Origin of the sequence: Mameliella sp. CS4 (assembly GCF_019392335.1) — a bacterium.
GTDB lineage: Bacteria > Pseudomonadota > Alphaproteobacteria > Rhodobacterales > Rhodobacteraceae > Antarctobacter.
Window position 1 is genome coordinate 111,575 of the sequence record NZ_JAHXRQ010000004.1, and the last position, 16,857, is coordinate 128,431.

Annotated in this window: 20 protein-coding genes; 11 read left to right on the forward strand and 9 right to left on the reverse strand. The window is 64.5% G+C overall.

Annotation, left to right across the window (positions count from 1 at the left end):
- The first annotated feature begins 201 nt into the window (after positions 1 to 201).
- The 4 genes from KZZ07_RS07435 (at position 202) to KZZ07_RS07450 (ending at position 3,535) form a co-directional block, all read left to right on the forward strand.
- Positions 202 to 750: a sigma-70 family RNA polymerase sigma factor gene (locus tag KZZ07_RS07435; RefSeq protein ID WP_219513232.1), complete on the forward strand. Its 549-nt coding sequence runs from the start codon at positions 202 to 204 to the stop codon at positions 748 to 750.
- Positions 747 to 1,421 (forward strand): anti-sigma factor, encoded by a 675-nt coding sequence (locus KZZ07_RS07440; RefSeq protein WP_219513233.1) that lies wholly within the window; start codon positions 747 to 749, stop codon positions 1,419 to 1,421. The genes KZZ07_RS07435 and KZZ07_RS07440 overlap by 4 nt, the downstream gene beginning before the upstream one ends.
- 56 nt (positions 1,422 to 1,477) lie before the next feature.
- Positions 1,478 to 2,848, forward strand: coding sequence for a M20/M25/M40 family metallo-hydrolase (locus tag KZZ07_RS07445; protein WP_219513234.1), 1,371 nt, complete (start codon positions 1,478 to 1,480; stop codon positions 2,846 to 2,848).
- A gap of 147 nt (positions 2,849 to 2,995) precedes the next feature.
- A complete protein-coding gene (locus KZZ07_RS07450; RefSeq protein WP_219513235.1) occupies positions 2,996 to 3,535 on the forward strand; it encodes a hypothetical protein in 540 nt (179 codons plus the stop codon).
- Position 3,536: 1 nt separating this feature from the next.
- On the opposite strand, the gene KZZ07_RS07455 is transcribed toward KZZ07_RS07450, so the two are convergent.
- The gene (locus KZZ07_RS07455; RefSeq protein WP_219513236.1) at positions 3,537 to 4,412 is read right to left on the reverse strand and encodes a glycosyltransferase family protein; all 876 of its coding nucleotides are present in this window, start codon (positions 4,410 to 4,412) and stop codon (positions 3,537 to 3,539) included.
- A gap of 118 nt (positions 4,413 to 4,530) precedes the next feature.
- On the opposite strand from KZZ07_RS07455, the gene KZZ07_RS07460 reads away from it, so the two are divergent.
- On the forward strand, positions 4,531 to 5,280 hold the full coding sequence (locus tag KZZ07_RS07460) for a hypothetical protein (RefSeq protein ID WP_219513237.1): 750 nt from the start codon (positions 4,531 to 4,533) through the stop codon (positions 5,278 to 5,280).
- On the opposite strand, the gene KZZ07_RS07465 is transcribed toward KZZ07_RS07460, so the two are convergent.
- The 5 genes from KZZ07_RS07465 to KZZ07_RS07485 form a co-directional block, all read right to left on the reverse strand.
- Positions 5,271 to 6,539 (reverse strand): glycerate kinase type-2 family protein, encoded by a 1,269-nt coding sequence (locus KZZ07_RS07465; protein WP_219513238.1) that lies wholly within the window; start codon positions 6,537 to 6,539, stop codon positions 5,271 to 5,273. The two genes, KZZ07_RS07460 and KZZ07_RS07465, sit on opposite strands and share 10 nt — an antisense overlap.
- A gap of 58 nt (positions 6,540 to 6,597) precedes the next feature.
- Complete coding sequence (locus KZZ07_RS07470; RefSeq protein ID WP_219513240.1) at positions 6,598 to 8,007, reverse strand: carnitine 3-dehydrogenase; 1,410 nt, start codon at positions 8,005 to 8,007, stop codon at positions 6,598 to 6,600.
- 74 nt (positions 8,008 to 8,081) lie between these two features.
- On the reverse strand, positions 8,082 to 8,843 hold the full coding sequence (locus KZZ07_RS07475; protein WP_219513243.1) for an SDR family oxidoreductase: 762 nt from the start codon (positions 8,841 to 8,843) through the stop codon (positions 8,082 to 8,084).
- Positions 8,840 to 9,253: a lipocalin family protein gene (locus tag KZZ07_RS07480; protein ID WP_255564219.1), complete on the reverse strand. Its 414-nt coding sequence runs from the start codon at positions 9,251 to 9,253 to the stop codon at positions 8,840 to 8,842. The genes KZZ07_RS07475 and KZZ07_RS07480 overlap by 4 nt, the downstream gene beginning before the upstream one ends.
- A 23-nt stretch (positions 9,254 to 9,276) precedes the next feature.
- Complete coding sequence (locus KZZ07_RS07485; RefSeq protein WP_219513246.1) at positions 9,277 to 9,903, reverse strand: SGNH/GDSL hydrolase family protein; 627 nt, start codon at positions 9,901 to 9,903, stop codon at positions 9,277 to 9,279.
- Positions 9,904 to 10,062: 159 nt separating this feature from the next.
- On the opposite strand from KZZ07_RS07485, the gene KZZ07_RS07490 reads away from it, so the two are divergent.
- Positions 10,063 to 10,305, forward strand: a complete 243-nt coding sequence (locus tag KZZ07_RS07490) for a hypothetical protein (protein ID WP_219513248.1) — start codon at positions 10,063 to 10,065, stop codon at positions 10,303 to 10,305.
- Here KZZ07_RS07490 and KZZ07_RS07495 read toward each other — a convergent pair.
- Entirely contained in the window at positions 10,238 to 10,969 is a 732-nt protein-coding gene (locus KZZ07_RS07495; RefSeq protein ID WP_219513250.1) for an RlmE family RNA methyltransferase, read from the reverse strand. The two genes, KZZ07_RS07490 and KZZ07_RS07495, sit on opposite strands and share 68 nt — an antisense overlap.
- A 143-nt stretch (positions 10,970 to 11,112) precedes the next feature.
- On the opposite strand from KZZ07_RS07495, the gene KZZ07_RS07500 reads away from it, so the two are divergent.
- Positions 11,113 to 11,460, forward strand: coding sequence for a DUF1428 domain-containing protein (locus KZZ07_RS07500; protein ID WP_219513251.1), 348 nt, complete (start codon positions 11,113 to 11,115; stop codon positions 11,458 to 11,460).
- Between the two features lie 10 nt (positions 11,461 to 11,470).
- On the opposite strand, the gene KZZ07_RS07505 is transcribed toward KZZ07_RS07500, so the two are convergent.
- Together KZZ07_RS07505 and KZZ07_RS07510 are read right to left on the reverse strand one after the other, a co-directional pair.
- Positions 11,471 to 12,583: a Ppx/GppA phosphatase family protein gene (locus KZZ07_RS07505; protein WP_219513252.1), complete on the reverse strand. Its 1,113-nt coding sequence runs from the start codon at positions 12,581 to 12,583 to the stop codon at positions 11,471 to 11,473.
- 32 nt (positions 12,584 to 12,615) lie between these two features.
- Positions 12,616 to 13,308 (reverse strand): sulfotransferase family 2 domain-containing protein, encoded by a 693-nt coding sequence (locus tag KZZ07_RS07510; RefSeq protein WP_219513253.1) that lies wholly within the window; start codon positions 13,306 to 13,308, stop codon positions 12,616 to 12,618.
- Between the two features lie 234 nt (positions 13,309 to 13,542).
- On the opposite strand from KZZ07_RS07510, the gene KZZ07_RS07515 reads away from it, so the two are divergent.
- From KZZ07_RS07515 to KZZ07_RS07530, 4 genes are read left to right on the forward strand one after another with little or no spacing between them, the layout of a single operon-like run.
- A complete protein-coding gene (locus KZZ07_RS07515) occupies positions 13,543 to 13,839 on the forward strand; it encodes a virulence factor (protein WP_219513254.1) in 297 nt (98 codons plus the stop codon).
- Positions 13,840 to 13,875: 36 nt separating this feature from the next.
- The gene (locus KZZ07_RS07520) at positions 13,876 to 14,805 is read left to right on the forward strand and encodes a methylenetetrahydrofolate reductase (protein WP_219513255.1); all 930 of its coding nucleotides are present in this window, start codon (positions 13,876 to 13,878) and stop codon (positions 14,803 to 14,805) included.
- Positions 14,806 to 14,808: 3 nt separating this feature from the next.
- A complete protein-coding gene (locus KZZ07_RS07525; protein ID WP_219513256.1) occupies positions 14,809 to 15,477 on the forward strand; it encodes an HAD family hydrolase in 669 nt (222 codons plus the stop codon).
- Complete coding sequence (locus tag KZZ07_RS07530; protein ID WP_219513257.1) at positions 15,474 to 16,556, forward strand: methyltetrahydrofolate cobalamin methyltransferase; 1,083 nt, start codon at positions 15,474 to 15,476, stop codon at positions 16,554 to 16,556. The genes KZZ07_RS07525 and KZZ07_RS07530 overlap by 4 nt, the downstream gene beginning before the upstream one ends.
- The last annotated feature ends 301 nt before the right edge of the window (positions 16,557 to 16,857 follow it).

The following is a 16,857-nucleotide window of genomic DNA, read 5'->3' on the forward strand; positions in this document are numbered from 1 at the left end:
TTCATGAATAACTAACGACCGCGAGGTGATGTGTCCACCGTTTAGAACCGGACCATCCGTCGCATCCTTGATCTGAATCAACGGGCTGACCATTACGACTTTGATCTTAGGTACATAATGACGCATATCGGAAACACGATTCCTTGCCTTGACCCACACGCGCCCTAGCCTGCATGACGTCTTTGCAGAACCGGAGCAGGCATGACAACCCGAAGCGACATCGAGGCCCTGATCGCACGCGTCGCTTTGCGCGACCGCGGCGCTTTCGGGGCCCTCTACGATGCCACCAGCGGCAAGTTGCTGGCGATCTGCCTGTCGGTCCTGAAAGACCGCGAAGAGGCCGAGGACACCCTGCAGGAAGTCTTTCTGCGCATCTGGAACAAGGCCGACCGCTATGCCGTCACTGGCCACAGTCCGATGACCTGGCTGATCACTCTGGCCCGGAACATCGCCATCGACCGGCTGCGCGCCCGCCAGCGCGCGCAGAACGGACAGGACGGAACCGAAACCGATACCCTGCCCGATTCCCGCCCCGGCCCCGAGGCCTCGACCATCGCCGCCTCCGAAAGCCAGCGCATCGTGAACTGTCTCGATGAACTGCCGGACCAGCGCGCCAGGGCGGTGCGCGGCGCCTATCTCGAAGGGGACAGCTACGCCGATCTCGCGGCCCGGTTCGAAGTGCCCCTCAACACCATGCGGACCTGGCTGCGCCGGAGTCTGCAGAGCCTCAGGGAGTGCATGTCCCGATGAGCGCTGATCTTCCCGAAATGCCCGATGACGATGACGAGCTGCTGGCAGCGGAATATGTCCTGCGCCTGCTCTCGGCGGATCTTGAAGGTGTGGCGGCCCGCCGCGTGGCCGAGGACCCCGAATTTGCCGCCCGCGTACACCATTGGGAATCCCGGCTGGCGGACCTGGCCGAGGAACTGGACGAGGTGAAACCCTCGCCCCGCGTGCGGCGCGCGCTCATGGCCTCTGTCAGCGGTGCGCCGGAATCGCGGGCACGGCGCTGGTGGCTGGCCGCCGGGCTTGGCGCCGCGACGCTGGCCGCGCTGGCCTATGTCGCCCCCCTGCCCTTCCTGACCGGCGGTCCGGACCTTGGCGCGGAACTGGCCTCTGCCGATGGCGCCCTGCGATTTGAGGCGCAGGTGAGCGGTGAAAACCTGGTTCTGGCGCGGCTCGAAGGTGGGCCACGCGAAGGCCGGGCGCTGGAACTCTGGCTGATCGCAGAGGATGATCCCGCGCCGGTCTCGCTGGGCGTGCTGCCCGATGCGGACATGGCGGAAATCACCCTGGCGCCGGCGGTGGCCGCCCGGCTGGCCGGCGGCACCCTGGCCGTTTCGGACGAACCGCCCGGCGGTTCGCCCACCGGAGCGCCAACCGGGGAGGTCCTGGCCGCCGCGCCGCTGGTCGAGCTCTGATCCGGCTGGACAGTCCCTCGCGGTCTGTTAGCTTCGCCGAAAAATCAGGAGTCCTCATGTCTCTCGACGCCACACTTGCGCGCATCGACGCCGATCTTCCCGCCGCGCTGGACCGCCTCATGGCGCTCTTGCGCATCCCCTCGATCTCGACCGACCCGGCCTATGCCGACAAATGTCAGCAGGCGGCAGACTGGCTGGTCGAGGACCTGCAAAGCCTTGGCATCGCGGCGGAAGCCCGGGCCACCCCGGGCCACCCGATGGTCGTGGGCCATGTCGAGGGCGACGGCCCGCATGTGCTGTTCTACGGCCATTACGACGTGCAGCCGGTCGACCCGCTGGACCTCTGGGACCGCGATCCCTTTGACCCCGCGATCGAGGAGACCGCCAAGGGCAAGGTCATCCGTGGGCGCGGGTCCTCGGACGACAAGGGCCAGCTGATGACCTTTGTCGAGGCCTGCCGCGCGTGGAAGGCGGAACACGGCTCAATGCCCTGCCGCATCACTTTCTTCTTTGAAGGGGAAGAAGAGTCGGGCTCGCCCTCGCTGATCCCCTTCCTGAAGGAGAACAAGGAAGAGCTGAAAGCCGACATCGCCCTGATCTGCGACACCGGGTTGTTCGAATCCCGTGTGCCCGCGATCATGACCCAGCTGCGTGGCTTGCTGGGTGAGGAAATCACCCTCACCGGCCCCGACAAGGACCTGCATTCCGGCATGTATGGCGGCGTCGCGCGCAACCCGATCCGCGTGCTGTCCCGCATCCTCGCCAACCTGCACGACGACAACGGTCATATCCAGGTGCCGCATTTCTATGACGGCGTGCCAGAGCTGTCGGACGAGATGACGGCACAGTGGGAGGCGCTGAATTTCGACCACGGCACCTTCCTGGGCGACGTGGGTCTGTCAAAACCTGCCGGGGAACAGGACCGCAGCGCGCTGGAGATGATCTGGTCGCGCCCCACGGCCGAGATCAACGGCATCATCGGCGGCTATACCGGTGACGGCTTCAAGACCGTGCTGCCGTCAAAGGCCACGGCCAAAGTCAGTTTCCGCCTCGTCGGCCAGCAGGATCCGCACGCCCTGCGTGAACACTTCCGCGCCTGGGTCCGCGCGCAGCTGCCCGAGGATGTCTCTGTCGACTTCCACGGCCACGGCGCCTCGCCCGCCAGCCAGATGCAGACCACCCACCCCGCCTTCGAATCCGCGCGCAGCGTGCTGGGCGCGGAATGGGGGCACGAGGCGGCCTTTACAGGCTGCGGCGGCTCGATCCCGGTGGCCGGGTATTTCAAGTCGATCCTCGACATGGACACGATGCTGGTCGGCTGGGGCAAGGACGACGACCAGATTCACTCTCCGAACGAAAAATACGACGTCGAGAGCTTTCACAAGGGCATCCGCAGCTGGGCCCGTATCCTGGACGCGATCCGCTAGCACCCGTCCCGCGCTCCCGAGAGATCCGGGGGCGCGGCAGTCCGAATCTGCGACAAAAGCCCTGAGATTTGAATGCGAAAGCCCGTTTCGCGCCACATTCTCAGGCCAATCTTGCCCGAAAGACCGGTTAACAATTTGGGTATGACCATGCCCTATCGCCCCTCCGTCTTCCGCAAGCAGGATCACCGCGACTTCAGCCGCCGTGTCCGCCGTATCGACCCCGAGGCACAGGCCCACGGCACCGCCGCGCGGCGTCGTGCACAGCCCAAGATGCTGACCGCGGCTCTGACAGGATTTGGCGCGGCCTATGCGACCGCCGCCATCGCCACCAACCGCGACCGGATCGAACTTGCCCTTCGGCAAGAGGGGCTGGCCCCCGACACCCAACACCTGATCCTGTCGTCCCTCGCGGCGGCATTGGCCGCGACCCTGGTCATGCTGACCTTCCAGATCCTGCGCGCGGCTCTGACGGCTGGCGTCGCCCGGAAGAACGGCCGCGCTTATTTCCTGGGGGCTGTGCTGGCCTTTGGACTGTTCTACACGCCGGATGTGGTCTGGCAGTTCGGCTTTGACCTGCTGGACGGACGGTCACAAAACGCCCTTGCCAGCGCCGGCGCCTTCTTTGAGGACAGTTTTCCAGGGCTGAACATAGACCAGATCAGCTTTACTTCCTCGCGCGGTTTCTAGGTCATATCACCCCCGTGAACCGGTCGGGCAACAGGTACTGTTGCTCATAGTCCGGACGCTTGAAGGCGTAGAACCCGGTTTCACCGCGCGGACCCCAACTGCGCGCCATGCGCTTGCGGACCCAGGCCAGGTCAAACCCCTCTTTCATCGGCAATTCCGAAAAGGCGTCGAAGACTGCCCTGTCTTCGCCCCGAGCCTCTGCGAACCAGTGACGCCCGATCGCGGTATCCTGCACTCCGGTTCCGACCTCCTGCGTGACAGCATTGCGGGCGTTCATGGTCTGCACGTAGTTGCCGAAATCGCAGAATTTCAGGTGGAAGAGATACAGTTCATCCGGGGCAATCAGCTTGTCGTATTGGGTGAAATGCCCGCCCCGCGCGATCTTGACCCCCTGGCTGATGATGCATGGCTTGGAATAATGCGGCGCCAACCGGACGTGGCGGCGCGGCCCGAGAATCGGGCCGGTGATCTCCTCATGCTCGATATCGATCCGGTGGATCACCTCCAGGCCCAGGGGCGTCAGAACGCGCCGCGGCTTCTCTGCGCGCAGGTAGTCCAGCAAGGATCCGCCATGTTCCGGATCCACCACCACCAGTTCATCCACGTCACCCACGACCACATGCGTGTAGTAGCAGCGCAGGCCGTGGACAAAGTTGTTGAGAAACCGCCAGCGCTTCATGTCGAAATTTGGATGAGGATCGCCGGGTATCCCAATGATATTGCATCCTTCTGCCAGTTTCTCCACATCGCTTCCGCGACCGTGATTGACGATATAGCAATTCTCGCGCCCGAAGGTTTCGCCGTAGTGCCGCACCCAGGCCTTCAGGAAAAAGGCATCCCCGCGCACCATTGTCAGCGCCGCCGCCACCGATTGCATCTGCCCTAGCCTCTTTGTCGTTGTTTTGCTTGGCAGACTACAGCATCGCCCGCGATATGAGAATCGCATTTTGGGAAACGGACGGTTAGGTTTGCGTGGGGATCAGGACGAGGCGCACATGATCGGTCAGGCATTCGCGGACAAGGGATGGCAGATGGCCGATGGGCCACGTCAGCCGCGGCGCTTCCAGGTGTTCGGCGAACGCTCTTCGGGCACGAATTTCGTCAAGCGGCTGGTGGCGCGCAACAGCGCCCTGACCCCGACCGATGACATGGGCTGGAAACACGGATTTCCCCACATGACCGCGATCCCGGCCGACATGCTGGTGATCTGCTGCGTCCGTGATGCGCAGGCCTGGTCGCTGTCGATGCATGCCAAACCCTGGCATTGTCCGCCCGCGATGCAGCTTTTGCCCTTTGCCGCGTTCCTGCGCGCGGAATGGGCCACCATCGCGGATCGCAAACGCTATTTTCCCCAGGTGGCGACCCTTGGCGGCATCGGCCAGCCCCTGCAGCATGACAGGCATCCTCTCACCGGACGGCCCTTTGCCAATCTCCTCGCCATGCGGCAAGCAAAGCTCTCGGCCCTGCTGTCCTTTTTCGAGCGGGATTGTTCGGTGCTCTTCTGCCGGTTGGAAGCCGTGCAAGCCGCGCCAGAGCATTTTGTCACCGCCCTGTCCGAGCACTTCGCCCTGCCCGTCCATGAGCAGCCGTTCCGCCCGGTGGTCAAACGTCTGGGATCGAAATTCCTGCCCGCGGTGCCCGAGCGTCCCGAAACCCCGCGCAGCTTTCCAGAGGCCGAATTGCCCTTTCTGCGCGCCGAAGTGGACCTGCCAACCGAAACCGCGCTTGGGTATGACTACGCCTGAGGAAAGATCAGCACAGCCCTGAAATCGTTGACATTCGTTCCGGTCGGCCCAGGCGCAAAAATGTCGCCCAAGGCCTCGAAGGCGCTATAGGGGTCCTGCCTCTGGACATAGCCCATCGGGTCCTTGCCCTGCGCTCGAAGCCGGTCAAAGCTGCCGCCATCGGCAAAAGCCCCAGCGTTGTCCTCGGTCCCATCGATGCCGTCACTGTCCGCCGCCAGGGCGGTGATCCCTGTCAGTCCTTCGATGCCCTCGGCGAACCCCATCAAAAAGGCCGTGTTCCGTCCGCCGCGCCCCGGGTTGTCCCCCAAGGTCACGGTTGTCTCCCCTCCGGAGAGCAGAACCACCGGCGCGCCGAACGGCCGGTTGCGCAGGGCAATTTCACGGGCCAAAGCGGCATGTACACGGCCAACATCATAGGCCTCACCCTCGATCGCGTCAGAAAGGATCGCGGCCGTCAGGCCAGCGGCCTCAACCCGATCCGCCGCTGCCTCCAGCGACAGACGCGCCGAGGCGATAACGCGCACGACATTCCCCTGGAAACAGGCGTCATCGGGCCGTGGCGCGGCGGACAAGTCACTTGAGATATGCGCCATAACCTTTTCCGGAAGAACGATATTCCGCGCCGATATCATGGCCAGCGCGTCCTGGCGGGTGACCGCATCCGGAACGGTCGGCCCGGAAGCGACCTGCGCAGGATCGTCCCCCGGCACGTCCGACACCACCAGTGAAATCACTCTTGCCGGATACGCCGCAGCGGCCAGCCGTCCACCCTTGATCGCACTGACATGTTTGCGGATCGCGTTCATCACGCCTATCGGCGCGCCGGATGCCAGGAGAGCCCGGTTCAGCGCCTGCTCGTCTTCCAGAGACAGCCCATCCGGCGGCGCGGGCAAGAGCGCCGAGCCGCCGCCGCAGACCAGCGCAACCACCAGATCCTCCTCCGTCAGCCCCTCGACCGCGCGAAAAACCGCCTCCGTCGCTCGCAATCCCGCCTCGTCCGGGACCGGGTGCGCGGCTTCCATGACCGGCAGGTGACGGCAGGGCGTGGCATAGCCGTACCGCGTGACCACCACCCCCTCGACAGGCTCCTGCCAGAGGTCCTCGAAGGCGGCGGCCAGTTGCGCGGCGCCCTTTCCCAAGGCCACAACCACCGTCCGGCCTTTCGGCTTGTCCGGCAGAACACCGGCCAACGCCTTTTTGGGGTCCGCCGCCGCCACCGCGACCTCGAACAGTTCCGTCAGAAAGCGCCGCTCATCCATAGTCAGTCCCTGTTTCTTCTTGGTCAAAATACTCCGGGGAGTGTGAGGTGCTGGCCCCTCACGCCTCGGCATGCATCCGCGCCAGACGTTCGACGTTTTCGCGCACATGATCCAGCGGCGGGCAACTGCGCCGCGTCTCCAGCGAGACATGCAGCATGAACTGGTCACAAGTGGCCAGCGCCTCTCCGTCCGAGGCACGTTTCATCTCGTGCCAGAGGCGCAGCTTCTTTCCCTCGCCCAAGGTCACGCGTGTCTCGACAAAAATCTCTTCTCCGGCAAGTGTTTCGGCGAGATACTTGATGTTGGTTTCGGCGGTGAAATAGCTGTTGCCCGCGTCGATATAGGCCTGGTCGGCGCCAACGTGGGTCATCAGTTCCTCGGACGCGTCGGAAAAGACCTGACCATAGCGCCCCTCGTTCATGTGCCCGTTCAGATCGGTCCAATCCACGGGCACGACACGGCGCACGGTCACCATCGGCACGGTTTCTTCCAAAGGCCCGCGCATCCGGTCGTCCTGTTCCCGGATCAGCTTGCCCGCCGCCGCCCCCTGCATCTTGAGCGCCCGCAGAATCGCGACAAGGTTGTCGTCCCGCAGCCGTTCCAGCTCCCGGATCGACATGTGTCCGGATTGCGCATCCGACTGATCCGCAATCAGGTCGACCAGTTCGTCGGTGAACTCGGGCACATCCATCAGCTTGGTCCAGGGCCAGGACAGACACGGCCCGAACTGCGCCATGAAGTGACGCATCCCGGCCTCGCCGCCCGCGACGCGATAGGTCTCGAAAAGGCCCATCTGCGCCCACCGCAGGCCAAAGCCATAGCGGATCGCGTTGTCGATTTCCTCGGTGGTGGCGATGCCGTCCTTGACCAGCCAGAGCGCCTCGCGCCAGACCGCTTCGAGAAAACGGTCGGCGATATGGGCGTCGATCTCGGCCCGGACATGCAGCGGGTACATGCCGATCCCGGTCAGGATTTCGCGCGCCTTTTCGACGGTTTCGGGCGCGGCGCCCTCACCCGGCACCAGTTCCACCAGCGGCAGCAGGTAGACCGGGTTGAAGGGATGAGCGACAACGATCTGGTCGGGGCGCGCCGCTCCCTCCTGCAGCTGCGAGGGTTTGAACCCGCTGGTCGAAGAGGCCAGAACCGCGCCGGGATCGCAGGCGGCCTGGATCTCGGCATAGACCTTGTGTTTCAGGTCCAGCCGTTCGGGCACGCTTTCCTGGATGAACTCGGTCCCCTCGACGGCCTCGGCCAGGTTGTCATGGAAACTGATCCTACCGGGCACGGGCATCGGCGCCTCGAAGAGCATGGGCAGGGCCCGCTTGGCTCCGTCCATGACCTCGCCGATCTTGCGCTCGGCGTCCGGGTCGGGATCGTAAATCCGCACGTCCCAGCCCATCAGCGCAAAGCGCGCCGCCCAGCCGCCGCCAATGACTCCACCGCCGATGATCGCTGCCCGTCTTGCCACGTCACACTCCCTTGTTGATTTCGTTTCCACCCTAAGCGGCCCTTAATCTGACCGAAAGTGCCCTACGCCCGCCGTCAGGGGGCGAGTGTTTCCGTATGCCCATCGATCGCCAGGATCTGCCCGGAAATCTTGCGGGCTGCGGGCGAGGAGAGCCAGAGAACCGTCTCGGCCACCTCCTCTGCCGTGACCCAGCTGCGCAGAGAGACACCGCGCACGTAGAGCGCGCGCACCTCATCGGGGCCAAGACCCGAGGCCGCGCTTTCCATCGCGACAACCCGGTCCATCCGGTCGCCTTCGACCGCGCCGGGGCAGATCGCATTCACGCGGACACCGGTCGGACCAAGCTCCATCGCCAGCGTCTTGGTCAAACCGACGATGGCCCATTTGGCCGAGGCATAGGGCGCACGCAGCGGGTAGCCATGCAGGCCGGCTGTCGAACTGGTCAACACGATCAGCCCATCGCCCTGCGCCCGCATGACACGCGCCGCCCAACGACAGGTCAGGAAAGCGCCCGTCAGGTTGACGTCGATGCAGGCTCGCCAGGCGTCCAGGTCCAGTGTCTCGATCCGGCCCGCCTGTCCCCCCGTGCCGGCATTGGCGCAAACCACGTCCACCCCGCCGAACATCTCTTCCACGCGGGACAGAAAGCCGGTCATGGCCGTCTCGTCGGTCACGTCGACAACCTCTGCCAGGGCCTGCGGATGTGCGACGCGGAAATCCCTAACCGCACGCGGTTCGATGTCGCACACCGCCACCCGGTCGCCCCGGGCAAGGAACCCTTCGGCCATCGCGCGGCCAAGTCCGGCAGCCCCGGCCGTGATCAGAACCCGTTTCATTCCTGCTCCAGTCGCGCCAGGTCATAGCCGTACCAGGCAAGGATCTCTCGCGCCGCGCGCAGCCGCTCGCCAGGGGTGCCGGTCCGGTCCATGATCCAGACCCGCCGCCCGTCGGGATCGCCAAGCGCCGCCGTCCTGTTGTCCGCGTCGATCCAGTAGACCCAGACCGGCCCACCATCGAGCGTCAGCCGTCCTTGCCCGTCATCCGTGACCGGCATCACGCGCCCGCCGATCACCACCTCCTGAGCACCGAACCGCAAACGCGTGCCGGGCCGCAGGCCGGCGCCCTCGATCACGTGCCAGTCCCCGCTGAGACGCCCCAGCGCGGCATCCGCCTGCGAGGCCACGCGCGCGGTGGGATTGCGCAGCGGCAGATCGGTTGTCGGAGGGACGGCAGCGCATCCGGCCATTGCAAGAACAAGGCACAAGGCCCTCACGCCAAACGCTCCGACAGGACCGCCGCCAGGGTCTTGCCAAAGCGGTGATGCGCCTCCGGTTCCCAGTGAACGCCATCCTTTGGCGAGACGGTGACGTGATCTCCGGCACGCAGGAATCCGCATCCTTGCCGCTCGGCTGCCGCCGCGATGAACCCCTCCATCCCGATCTGCCGCGCCTCGGCCCCGGAAAAAACCTCTTTCAAGGCGCCCGTTTCCTGCACCGGGACAGGGGCGACAAGGACGATATCGCGCACCACGCCCTCGGCCCGCGCCATAAGCGCCAAACGTTCAACCGAACGCGCGATTTCCCAGGCGCTGACCGAAAAACGGATCTTGAGATCGTTGGTGCCCAGCATCAACACCATCAGGTCAATCGGCTTGTGACTGTGCAGGATGGCCGGCAGCACCGTTGCGCCGTTGCGCATGCCGCCCTCGACCACGTCGTCATGGACGGTGGTGCGCCCGGGCAACCCCTCGTCGATGACACGAAAACCCTCCCCCAGCTCGGCCGCCAGGACATCGGGCCAACGATCCCCGGGCGGATGGCGCAGATCCACGCCGGGCGCTGGCAGGGGTGCCGTGCCGTGGGTGTTGCTGTCGCCGTAACACAGGATCGTCTTCATGCCGCCCTCCCCGTTTTGCGCCCATCCAGACGACATCGCGACGGGGCGTCAATCCCTCAAATGCAGGGTTTCGCCTTGTTTCTCGCGCCGCGACGCTGCAAAACACTGACCGTTGACCTTGCGTCCGCACCCCAAGGCCCGCTGCCACACGAGAGGCCCATGCGCGACAGCGATGACCAGACGGCGCCCCTGCGCGGGGCACGCCATGCGCGGCTGTTCGCGCTCTACCGGCAAGAAACCTTGCCCGGGGAGGAAAGCCCTGACCCGATCACGCGCGACCTGGTGCTCAGCCCCGACGAGGCCCGCCGCCTGCAGGAAACGGCCATCGCCTCACTCAGCCGCGAAACCCCGTGGCGACAACGAATTTTTCGCTTGAATCGGAACGGCTCGCCGGCGGCTTGAAGTTCGCGACCTTTTCGAAGCGACGCTTGAGCTCTGCCTGAAGGCTGCCTTCGGCCCCGCCTTGCAGCACCTTGGCGACAAAGGTCCCGCCCTCTTCCAGCACATCAAAGGCCAGGTAAGCCGCCGCCTCGCAGAGCGCAATGATGCGCAAATGGTCGGTCTGCTTGTGCCCGGACGAGGACGCCGCCATGTCCGACATCACGACATCCGCCTTGCCGCCCAGCCAGGTCTTGACCTTGTCGTCGGCGCCATCCTCCATGAAATCCAGCTGGTGAATCTCGGCCCCCGGGATCCGGTCGACCTCTTGCAGGTCGATGCCCAGGACAAAGCCCTGCGCCTTGTCCTGCTTTTCCCCCAGCGCGTTGACACGCGGCACCGCCACCTGACACCAGCCCCCCGGCGCACAGCCCAGATCGACGACCCGCGCGCCGGGCACGAGAAAGCGGTACTTGTCATCGATTTCGAGGATCTTGAAGGCCGCGCGCCCGCGAAACCCCTCGTCCTTGGCGCGTTTGACGTAAGGATCGTTCAACTGCCGTTGCAGCCAGCGCGTCGAGGACAGCTTGCGCCCGCGCGCGGTCTTGACCTTGACCTTGAGGTCACGCTGCCCGCGCCCCGAGCTGTTCTTGCCGCCGGAATTACTGCCTGTGGGTTTCTTCGCCATCTCAACGCGACCTTGCTTTGGGAACCCCTTGCATACGCCAATGCGGCGCCGCTCGAAAGGCCGTTCCCGAAGGCAACCGACCTGTTGCCTTTTCAATGCAAACGCGACCAAATGCCGGTGCGATACCGCCACAGGAGAGACCGATGCCATACTACGACATTTTCCTTGCCCCGATCCCGGATGCCAAGAAGGCCGAGTACGGCGATTTCGTCAAATTCACCCAGAAGATGTTCATCGGTCTTGGCGCAACCGACGTCGTAGATCTTTGGCCCAGCGACGTCCCGGATGGTCAGGTCACGTCGCTGCCGCTTGCGGTCAAGCTGCAGGAGGGTGAAAGCGTCACAGCCGGATACATCGTCTGGCCGTCGAAAGAGCTACGCGATGCCGGTTGGGCCAAGATGATGAGCGATGAAGAACCGTTCGACATGCCGTTCGACGGCAAGCGCATGATCTTTGGCGGGTTCGACGAACTGTTGCGAACCACCGCCTGAACAGCGCGTGTCAGAGCGGGCCGTCTTCCAGCACGCCATCGGCGGACATCTGGGCATAAAGAAGCCCCTCACGCAGGCCCCGGTCGGCCACCGACAGACGATCGGTCGGCCAGAGCCTGAGCAGCGCCTGCAGGATTGCCGATCCGCTCATGATAAGCGCATGCCGATCCGGGCCGATGCGCGGATCCTTGCGACGTCCTGCGGGACCCATCGCAAGATAGCGCTGGATCACCGACTCGATCTGGTCCGAGGACATGCGCAGCCCGTCCACCTTGGTCCGGTCGTAACGGCGCAGCCCCAGGTGTGAGGCAGCGACGGTTGTAACCGTGCCTGAGGTGCCAACGATCTGGAACCCCTCGCGGGCCTGTTCGTCCTGGTAAGGCGCGAATTCCGCCAGGTTTTCCTCGAAATACCAGCTCATCAGCGCATAGCGCGCGGCGTCGTCCATGACGTCGGAAAACTGGTCGCGCAGCGTTGCCACACCCAGGGGCACGCTGATCCAGTCCACAACCTTGGCCGAGGGAAAGGGGCTATCCGGCGGATGAAACCCGGCGTGCAAACGCATGATCGCGCGCGGCCGTTCGCGGGGGGCGACCTTGCTGAGGTCGATCCAGACCAGCTCCGTCGACCCGCCACCGATATCCACCACCAGCAGTTGTTCCGTCTTGGTCGAGACCAGCGGCGCGCAGGAAATCACCGCCAGCCGCGCCTCTTCCTCGGGCTGGATGATTTCCATCTTCAGCCCGGTCTCGCGCTGGATATGGCGGATGAATTCACGCGCGTTGCGCGCCCGTCGGCAGGCCTCTGTCGCCACCAGACGCATGCGCGTGACCTTGTGGCGCTCGATCTTTTGACGGCAGACATGCAAAGCCGACACCGTGCGCCCCATAGAGGCGCGGCTCAGACGGCCAGTCTTTTCGAGCCCGTGTCCAAGCTGGACGGACTTCGAGAAGCTGTCGACCACATGAAACTGGCTGCCCTTCGGCTGGGCAATCAGCATGCGGCAACTGTTTGTACCCAGATCCAGCGCCGCATAGAGCGCGTTGGGATCTGGCCGTGATGGCGCGGGGCTCTCGACCGGTTTCGGGAAAGCGCCCGCAGCCTTGGGACGCTTTGGCGCCATGACGTCGCGCCTTTTCCGAGATCAACTTGCCTTCACGATACGCGCCGTTCCCCTATCGCGCAAGCATCATGTATCCGCGGCCCCAGCGGATTGGTAAAGTAATCGCGAAGGTAGTCGTATTGCGCGTCCAAAAGCGGGCGCAGACGGTCGATCGTGCGCCCCTCAAGGTCAAAAATCGACAGTTTGCCGCCGCTGGAGTTGGCATGCGGCATCCGGACGATTTCGCCGGTGCGGCGGCTCAGATCCACGGCCAGGTCGTCCAGCTCGGCGGTGCGATAGACCCGGTCATAATCGTCGCGCAGGTTCGGCCCCAGGAACAATTCGGCCCCAAGGACGTGATGTTTGACGATCGAGGATTTGCGCCGGTAGCGCGGCAAGCGGCAAAAGAAGGTGTCGGGATCGGGGTTCAGCGGCAGGCCGTCCGCGGCGCGCACCCTTGGGCTGTCCTTCAGCGCGCGGCGCTTGACGACAATATCAGTGTAACAGGACATCAGCCGTTTGGCCGGCTCGCGCACAACACAAAAGCGAAAGAAATCAGCGTACTCGGCCCAGAGCGGGGGGTGGAACCGCCGCGTCTGGTAGATCCGGTGCCAGGTCTGGAAATCGGGCTGGTCCGGGACGGTGACCCAGGGGTCCAGCATCGCAAGCGCCTTCTTCACCGACGAACACCCCGCCTTCGGCAAGGCGGCATAGGCCAGTTTCCAGGCGTCGATTGCGATAACCAAGGCGCTCTCCTTTCTCTTGCGTGACATGCCGTTATCAGGGGCATGCGGCAGAATTCGGGCGCAAACCTTAATTTTCCTCATCTAGATGGTGAGAACTTCTGACCTTTGTTGCGGTTGGAACCCGGACGCACCCGGCATAAGCTGTCGCGCATGGTGCGGGACAAGTCGAAAATCGACCCGTGCCCATGTCGTACCGCGCGTAAAGAAGCACGAAGAAGCAAGGGAATCGGACCTATGGCAGAGCTGACCATCGTCTACTGGCGCGACATCCCCGCCCAGGTCATCGTGGGCAAGGGCCGTCGTGGCGCCAAGGTCCAGCTGCCCGAACGGTTCGAGCAGGCCATCGACCGCGCCGCAATGAAGACTGGCGCCGCAGAGACGGACGCCTATCTTGCAGAGTGGCGCAAGGTTGCCTCCGGCAAGGTCGATGGAGACCCGCAGGAAGCCGCAAACGCCGAAGCCGCACGGCTTGAGGCGGAGTTCGATCAAGAGCGCATCAAGGCGCTTATTGCCAACGACGGCTGGGCTTGAGGCCCGGTTCACGACATGACCCTTAAGGAGACGCTCATGGCCCTCTTGAACTTCCGCAAGCGCGACGAGGCCCCCAAAACCGGCACCCCCGAGATGGAGTCCTTTCTCCAGAATTACTCGATCGAGGTCATGCCGCGCACGGCCTCCAAGGTCGAGGATTTCCGCGCGCTCCTGCCCGAGGGCACGCGGGTTTACATCGCCCATATCGAAGGCACGCCCATCGAGGAAATGGTGGCGACGGCCAAGCGCCTGTCCGGCGAGGGCTACAACGTGATGCCGCATTTCCCGGCCCGTATCATCAAGGATGCCGCGACGCTGGAAAACTGGATCGCCATGTACCAGGGCGAGGCAGGCGTCGAACAGGCGCTGCTGCTGGCCGGTGGCGTGGCAGAGCCGCACGGCGATTTTCACAGCTCGATGCAGCTGATGGAAACCGGCCTCTTCGACAAGGCGGGTTTCAAGCGCCTGCATGTCGCCGGTCACCCGGAGGGCAACAAGGACATCGACCCGAACGGCGGCGACGCCACCGTGATGGAGGCGCTGCGCTGGAAGCAGTCGTTCAGCGAACGCACCGACGCGCAGATGGCCCTGGCCACCCAGTTCGCCTTTGACGCCGGTCCGATCATCACCTGGGCCAACCGCCTGAAGGCCGAGGGCATCGACCTGCCCGTGCACATCGGCATCGCCGGCCCGGCCAAGCTGCAGACGCTGATCAAGTTCGCCATTGCCTGCGGCGTTGGCCCCTCGCTCAAGGTGCTGCAAAAGCGTGCGATGGACGTGTCCAAGCTGCTGCTGCCTTACGAGCCCACCGAGGTCCTGTCGCAGCTGGCGGCCCACAAGGCGGCCAACCCGGGTTTCAACATCGAACAGGTCCACTTCTTCCCGCTGGGCGGCATCAAGACCAACGCCGAATGGGCCATCGCAAACGGCGGCGCCTCGGGCCGTCCCGCCGCGGCACACGGCTGAGGCATGTCCCGACCGGCCCTGCTGTTCGATCTGGACGGCACAATGCTGATGACCGATGACATTCATCGGGAGGTCTTTGTCGATCTGATGGTGCCCTATGGCATCGAGATCACCGAGGACTTTTACATGAGCCATGTGCACGGACGGCTGAACACGGATTTCTTTGCCGAGTTCCTGCCGGATCTCGAAGATCCGCAGGGCCTGTCGGACCTCAAGGAGGCGCGGTTCCGCGAACGCCTGCCGCGCCCCTACCCGGCCATGCCCGGGGCCGAACGGCTGATCGACCGGGCGCGCGCCGAAGGCTGGGCGCTGGCGGTTGTGACCAATGCCAACCGGCAGAACGCCGAAGCCATGCTGGAGGCCGTGGGCCTGCGCGCGGCCTTCGAAGTTGTGGTGATCGGCGAGGAATGTGCCCGGGGCAAACCCGACCCCGAGCCCTACCTGGCGGCGATGCGCGCGCTGGACATCGCGCCCGGCCATGCCGTCGCCTTCGAGGACAGCCCTTCGGGGCTGCGCGCCGCCGCCGCCTCGGGTGCCTATACCGTGGGGCTCCGTTCGGGGCTTGCGGATGCAGACCTGCGCGCCCACGGCGCACAGGACACGATACAAGATTTCAACGACCCCGCGCTTGAGGTGATCCTCGGGCGCCTGACAGGAGAGTTTGTTCAATGACCCGCACCATCGTCGAGTCGAAAACCAAAACCGCCGTCATCGGCTTTGACGAACCGTTCTGCGTGATCGGCGAGCGGATCAACCCCACGGGCCGTAAGATCCTGAACGTCGAGCTGGAAGCCGGCGATTTCAGCCGTGTCGAGGCTGACGCCATCGCGCAGGTCGCCGCCGGGGCCAACGTGCTGGACATCAACTCGGGCGCTGTCTTTTCCAACAAGATGGCCGAAGACCCGCGTTACGCCGACAACAACTTTGTCGAGCCCGAGCTGATGCGCCAGCTGGTCGAAGTGGTGCAGAAGGTCGTCGACATCCCGCTTTGCATCGACAGCTCCGTCCCCGGCGCGCTGGAAAACGGCCTGGCCGCCGCTGAGGGCCGCCCGCTCTTGAACTCGGTGACGGGTGAGGAAGAGCGCCTGGAACTGGTGTTGCCGCTGGTCAAGAAATACAACGTGCCGGTGGTGGCAATCTCGAACGACGACACCGGCATCTCCGAAGACCCCGAGGTCCGCTTTGCCGTGGCCAAGAAGATCGTCGAGCGCGCCGCCGATTTCGGCATCCCCGCACATGACATCGTGGTCGACCCTCTGGTGATGCCCATCGGCGCAATGGCGACCGCCGGTCATCAGGTCTTTACCCTGGTCCGCCGCCTGCGCGAGGAGCTGGGCGTCAACACCACCTGCGGCGCGTCGAACATCTCTTTCGGCCTGCCCAACCGCCACGGCATCAACAATGCCTTCCTGCCGATGGCGATGGGCGCCGGCATGACCTCGGCCATCATGAACCCGGTCGCGCTGCCGGTGAACGCGGCCAAGATCGCCGAGAAAAAGGCCGAAGTCGCCGCCGCGGGCATCATCCTGCCCGAGGACATCGACGATGAGACCTTTGCCACGCTCTTCGGCATGGGGTCGACCAAGCCGCGCGCCGGCAAGGAGATGGAGGCCATCCGCGCCGCCAACTTCCTGACCAACAACGACGATGGCGGCGCCGCCTGGATCGAGTTCAACCGCCAGGCCCCCAAGGCGGGCCACGAAGGCCGCGGTCGCGCAGGCCGGACCGGCGGTCGCCGCCGCCGGGCATAAGAGAAACGATCAAAGGCCCGGCATTTCGCCGGGCCTTTTTTTAGCAGCGTCGGGAACAGAGGTTCTCGCAGGGAATTCCGTCATTGTCCCCGTCGCGCACCTTTTGCCCGCACTGGATCAGCTTGAAACACGCCTCTTCGCAAGAGCGCAGGCGCTTGCAGCTCACGTTCCGGCAATCAAAGGCCTGGGCCGTCCGAAATTGATCCAGCCGCTGCGTCGGTGTCGGGTTTTCCGGCTCGGCAAGGGCAGAGCCTGCAACAAAGACCACCGACAAAAAAAGCAATCGCCCCACAACACCACC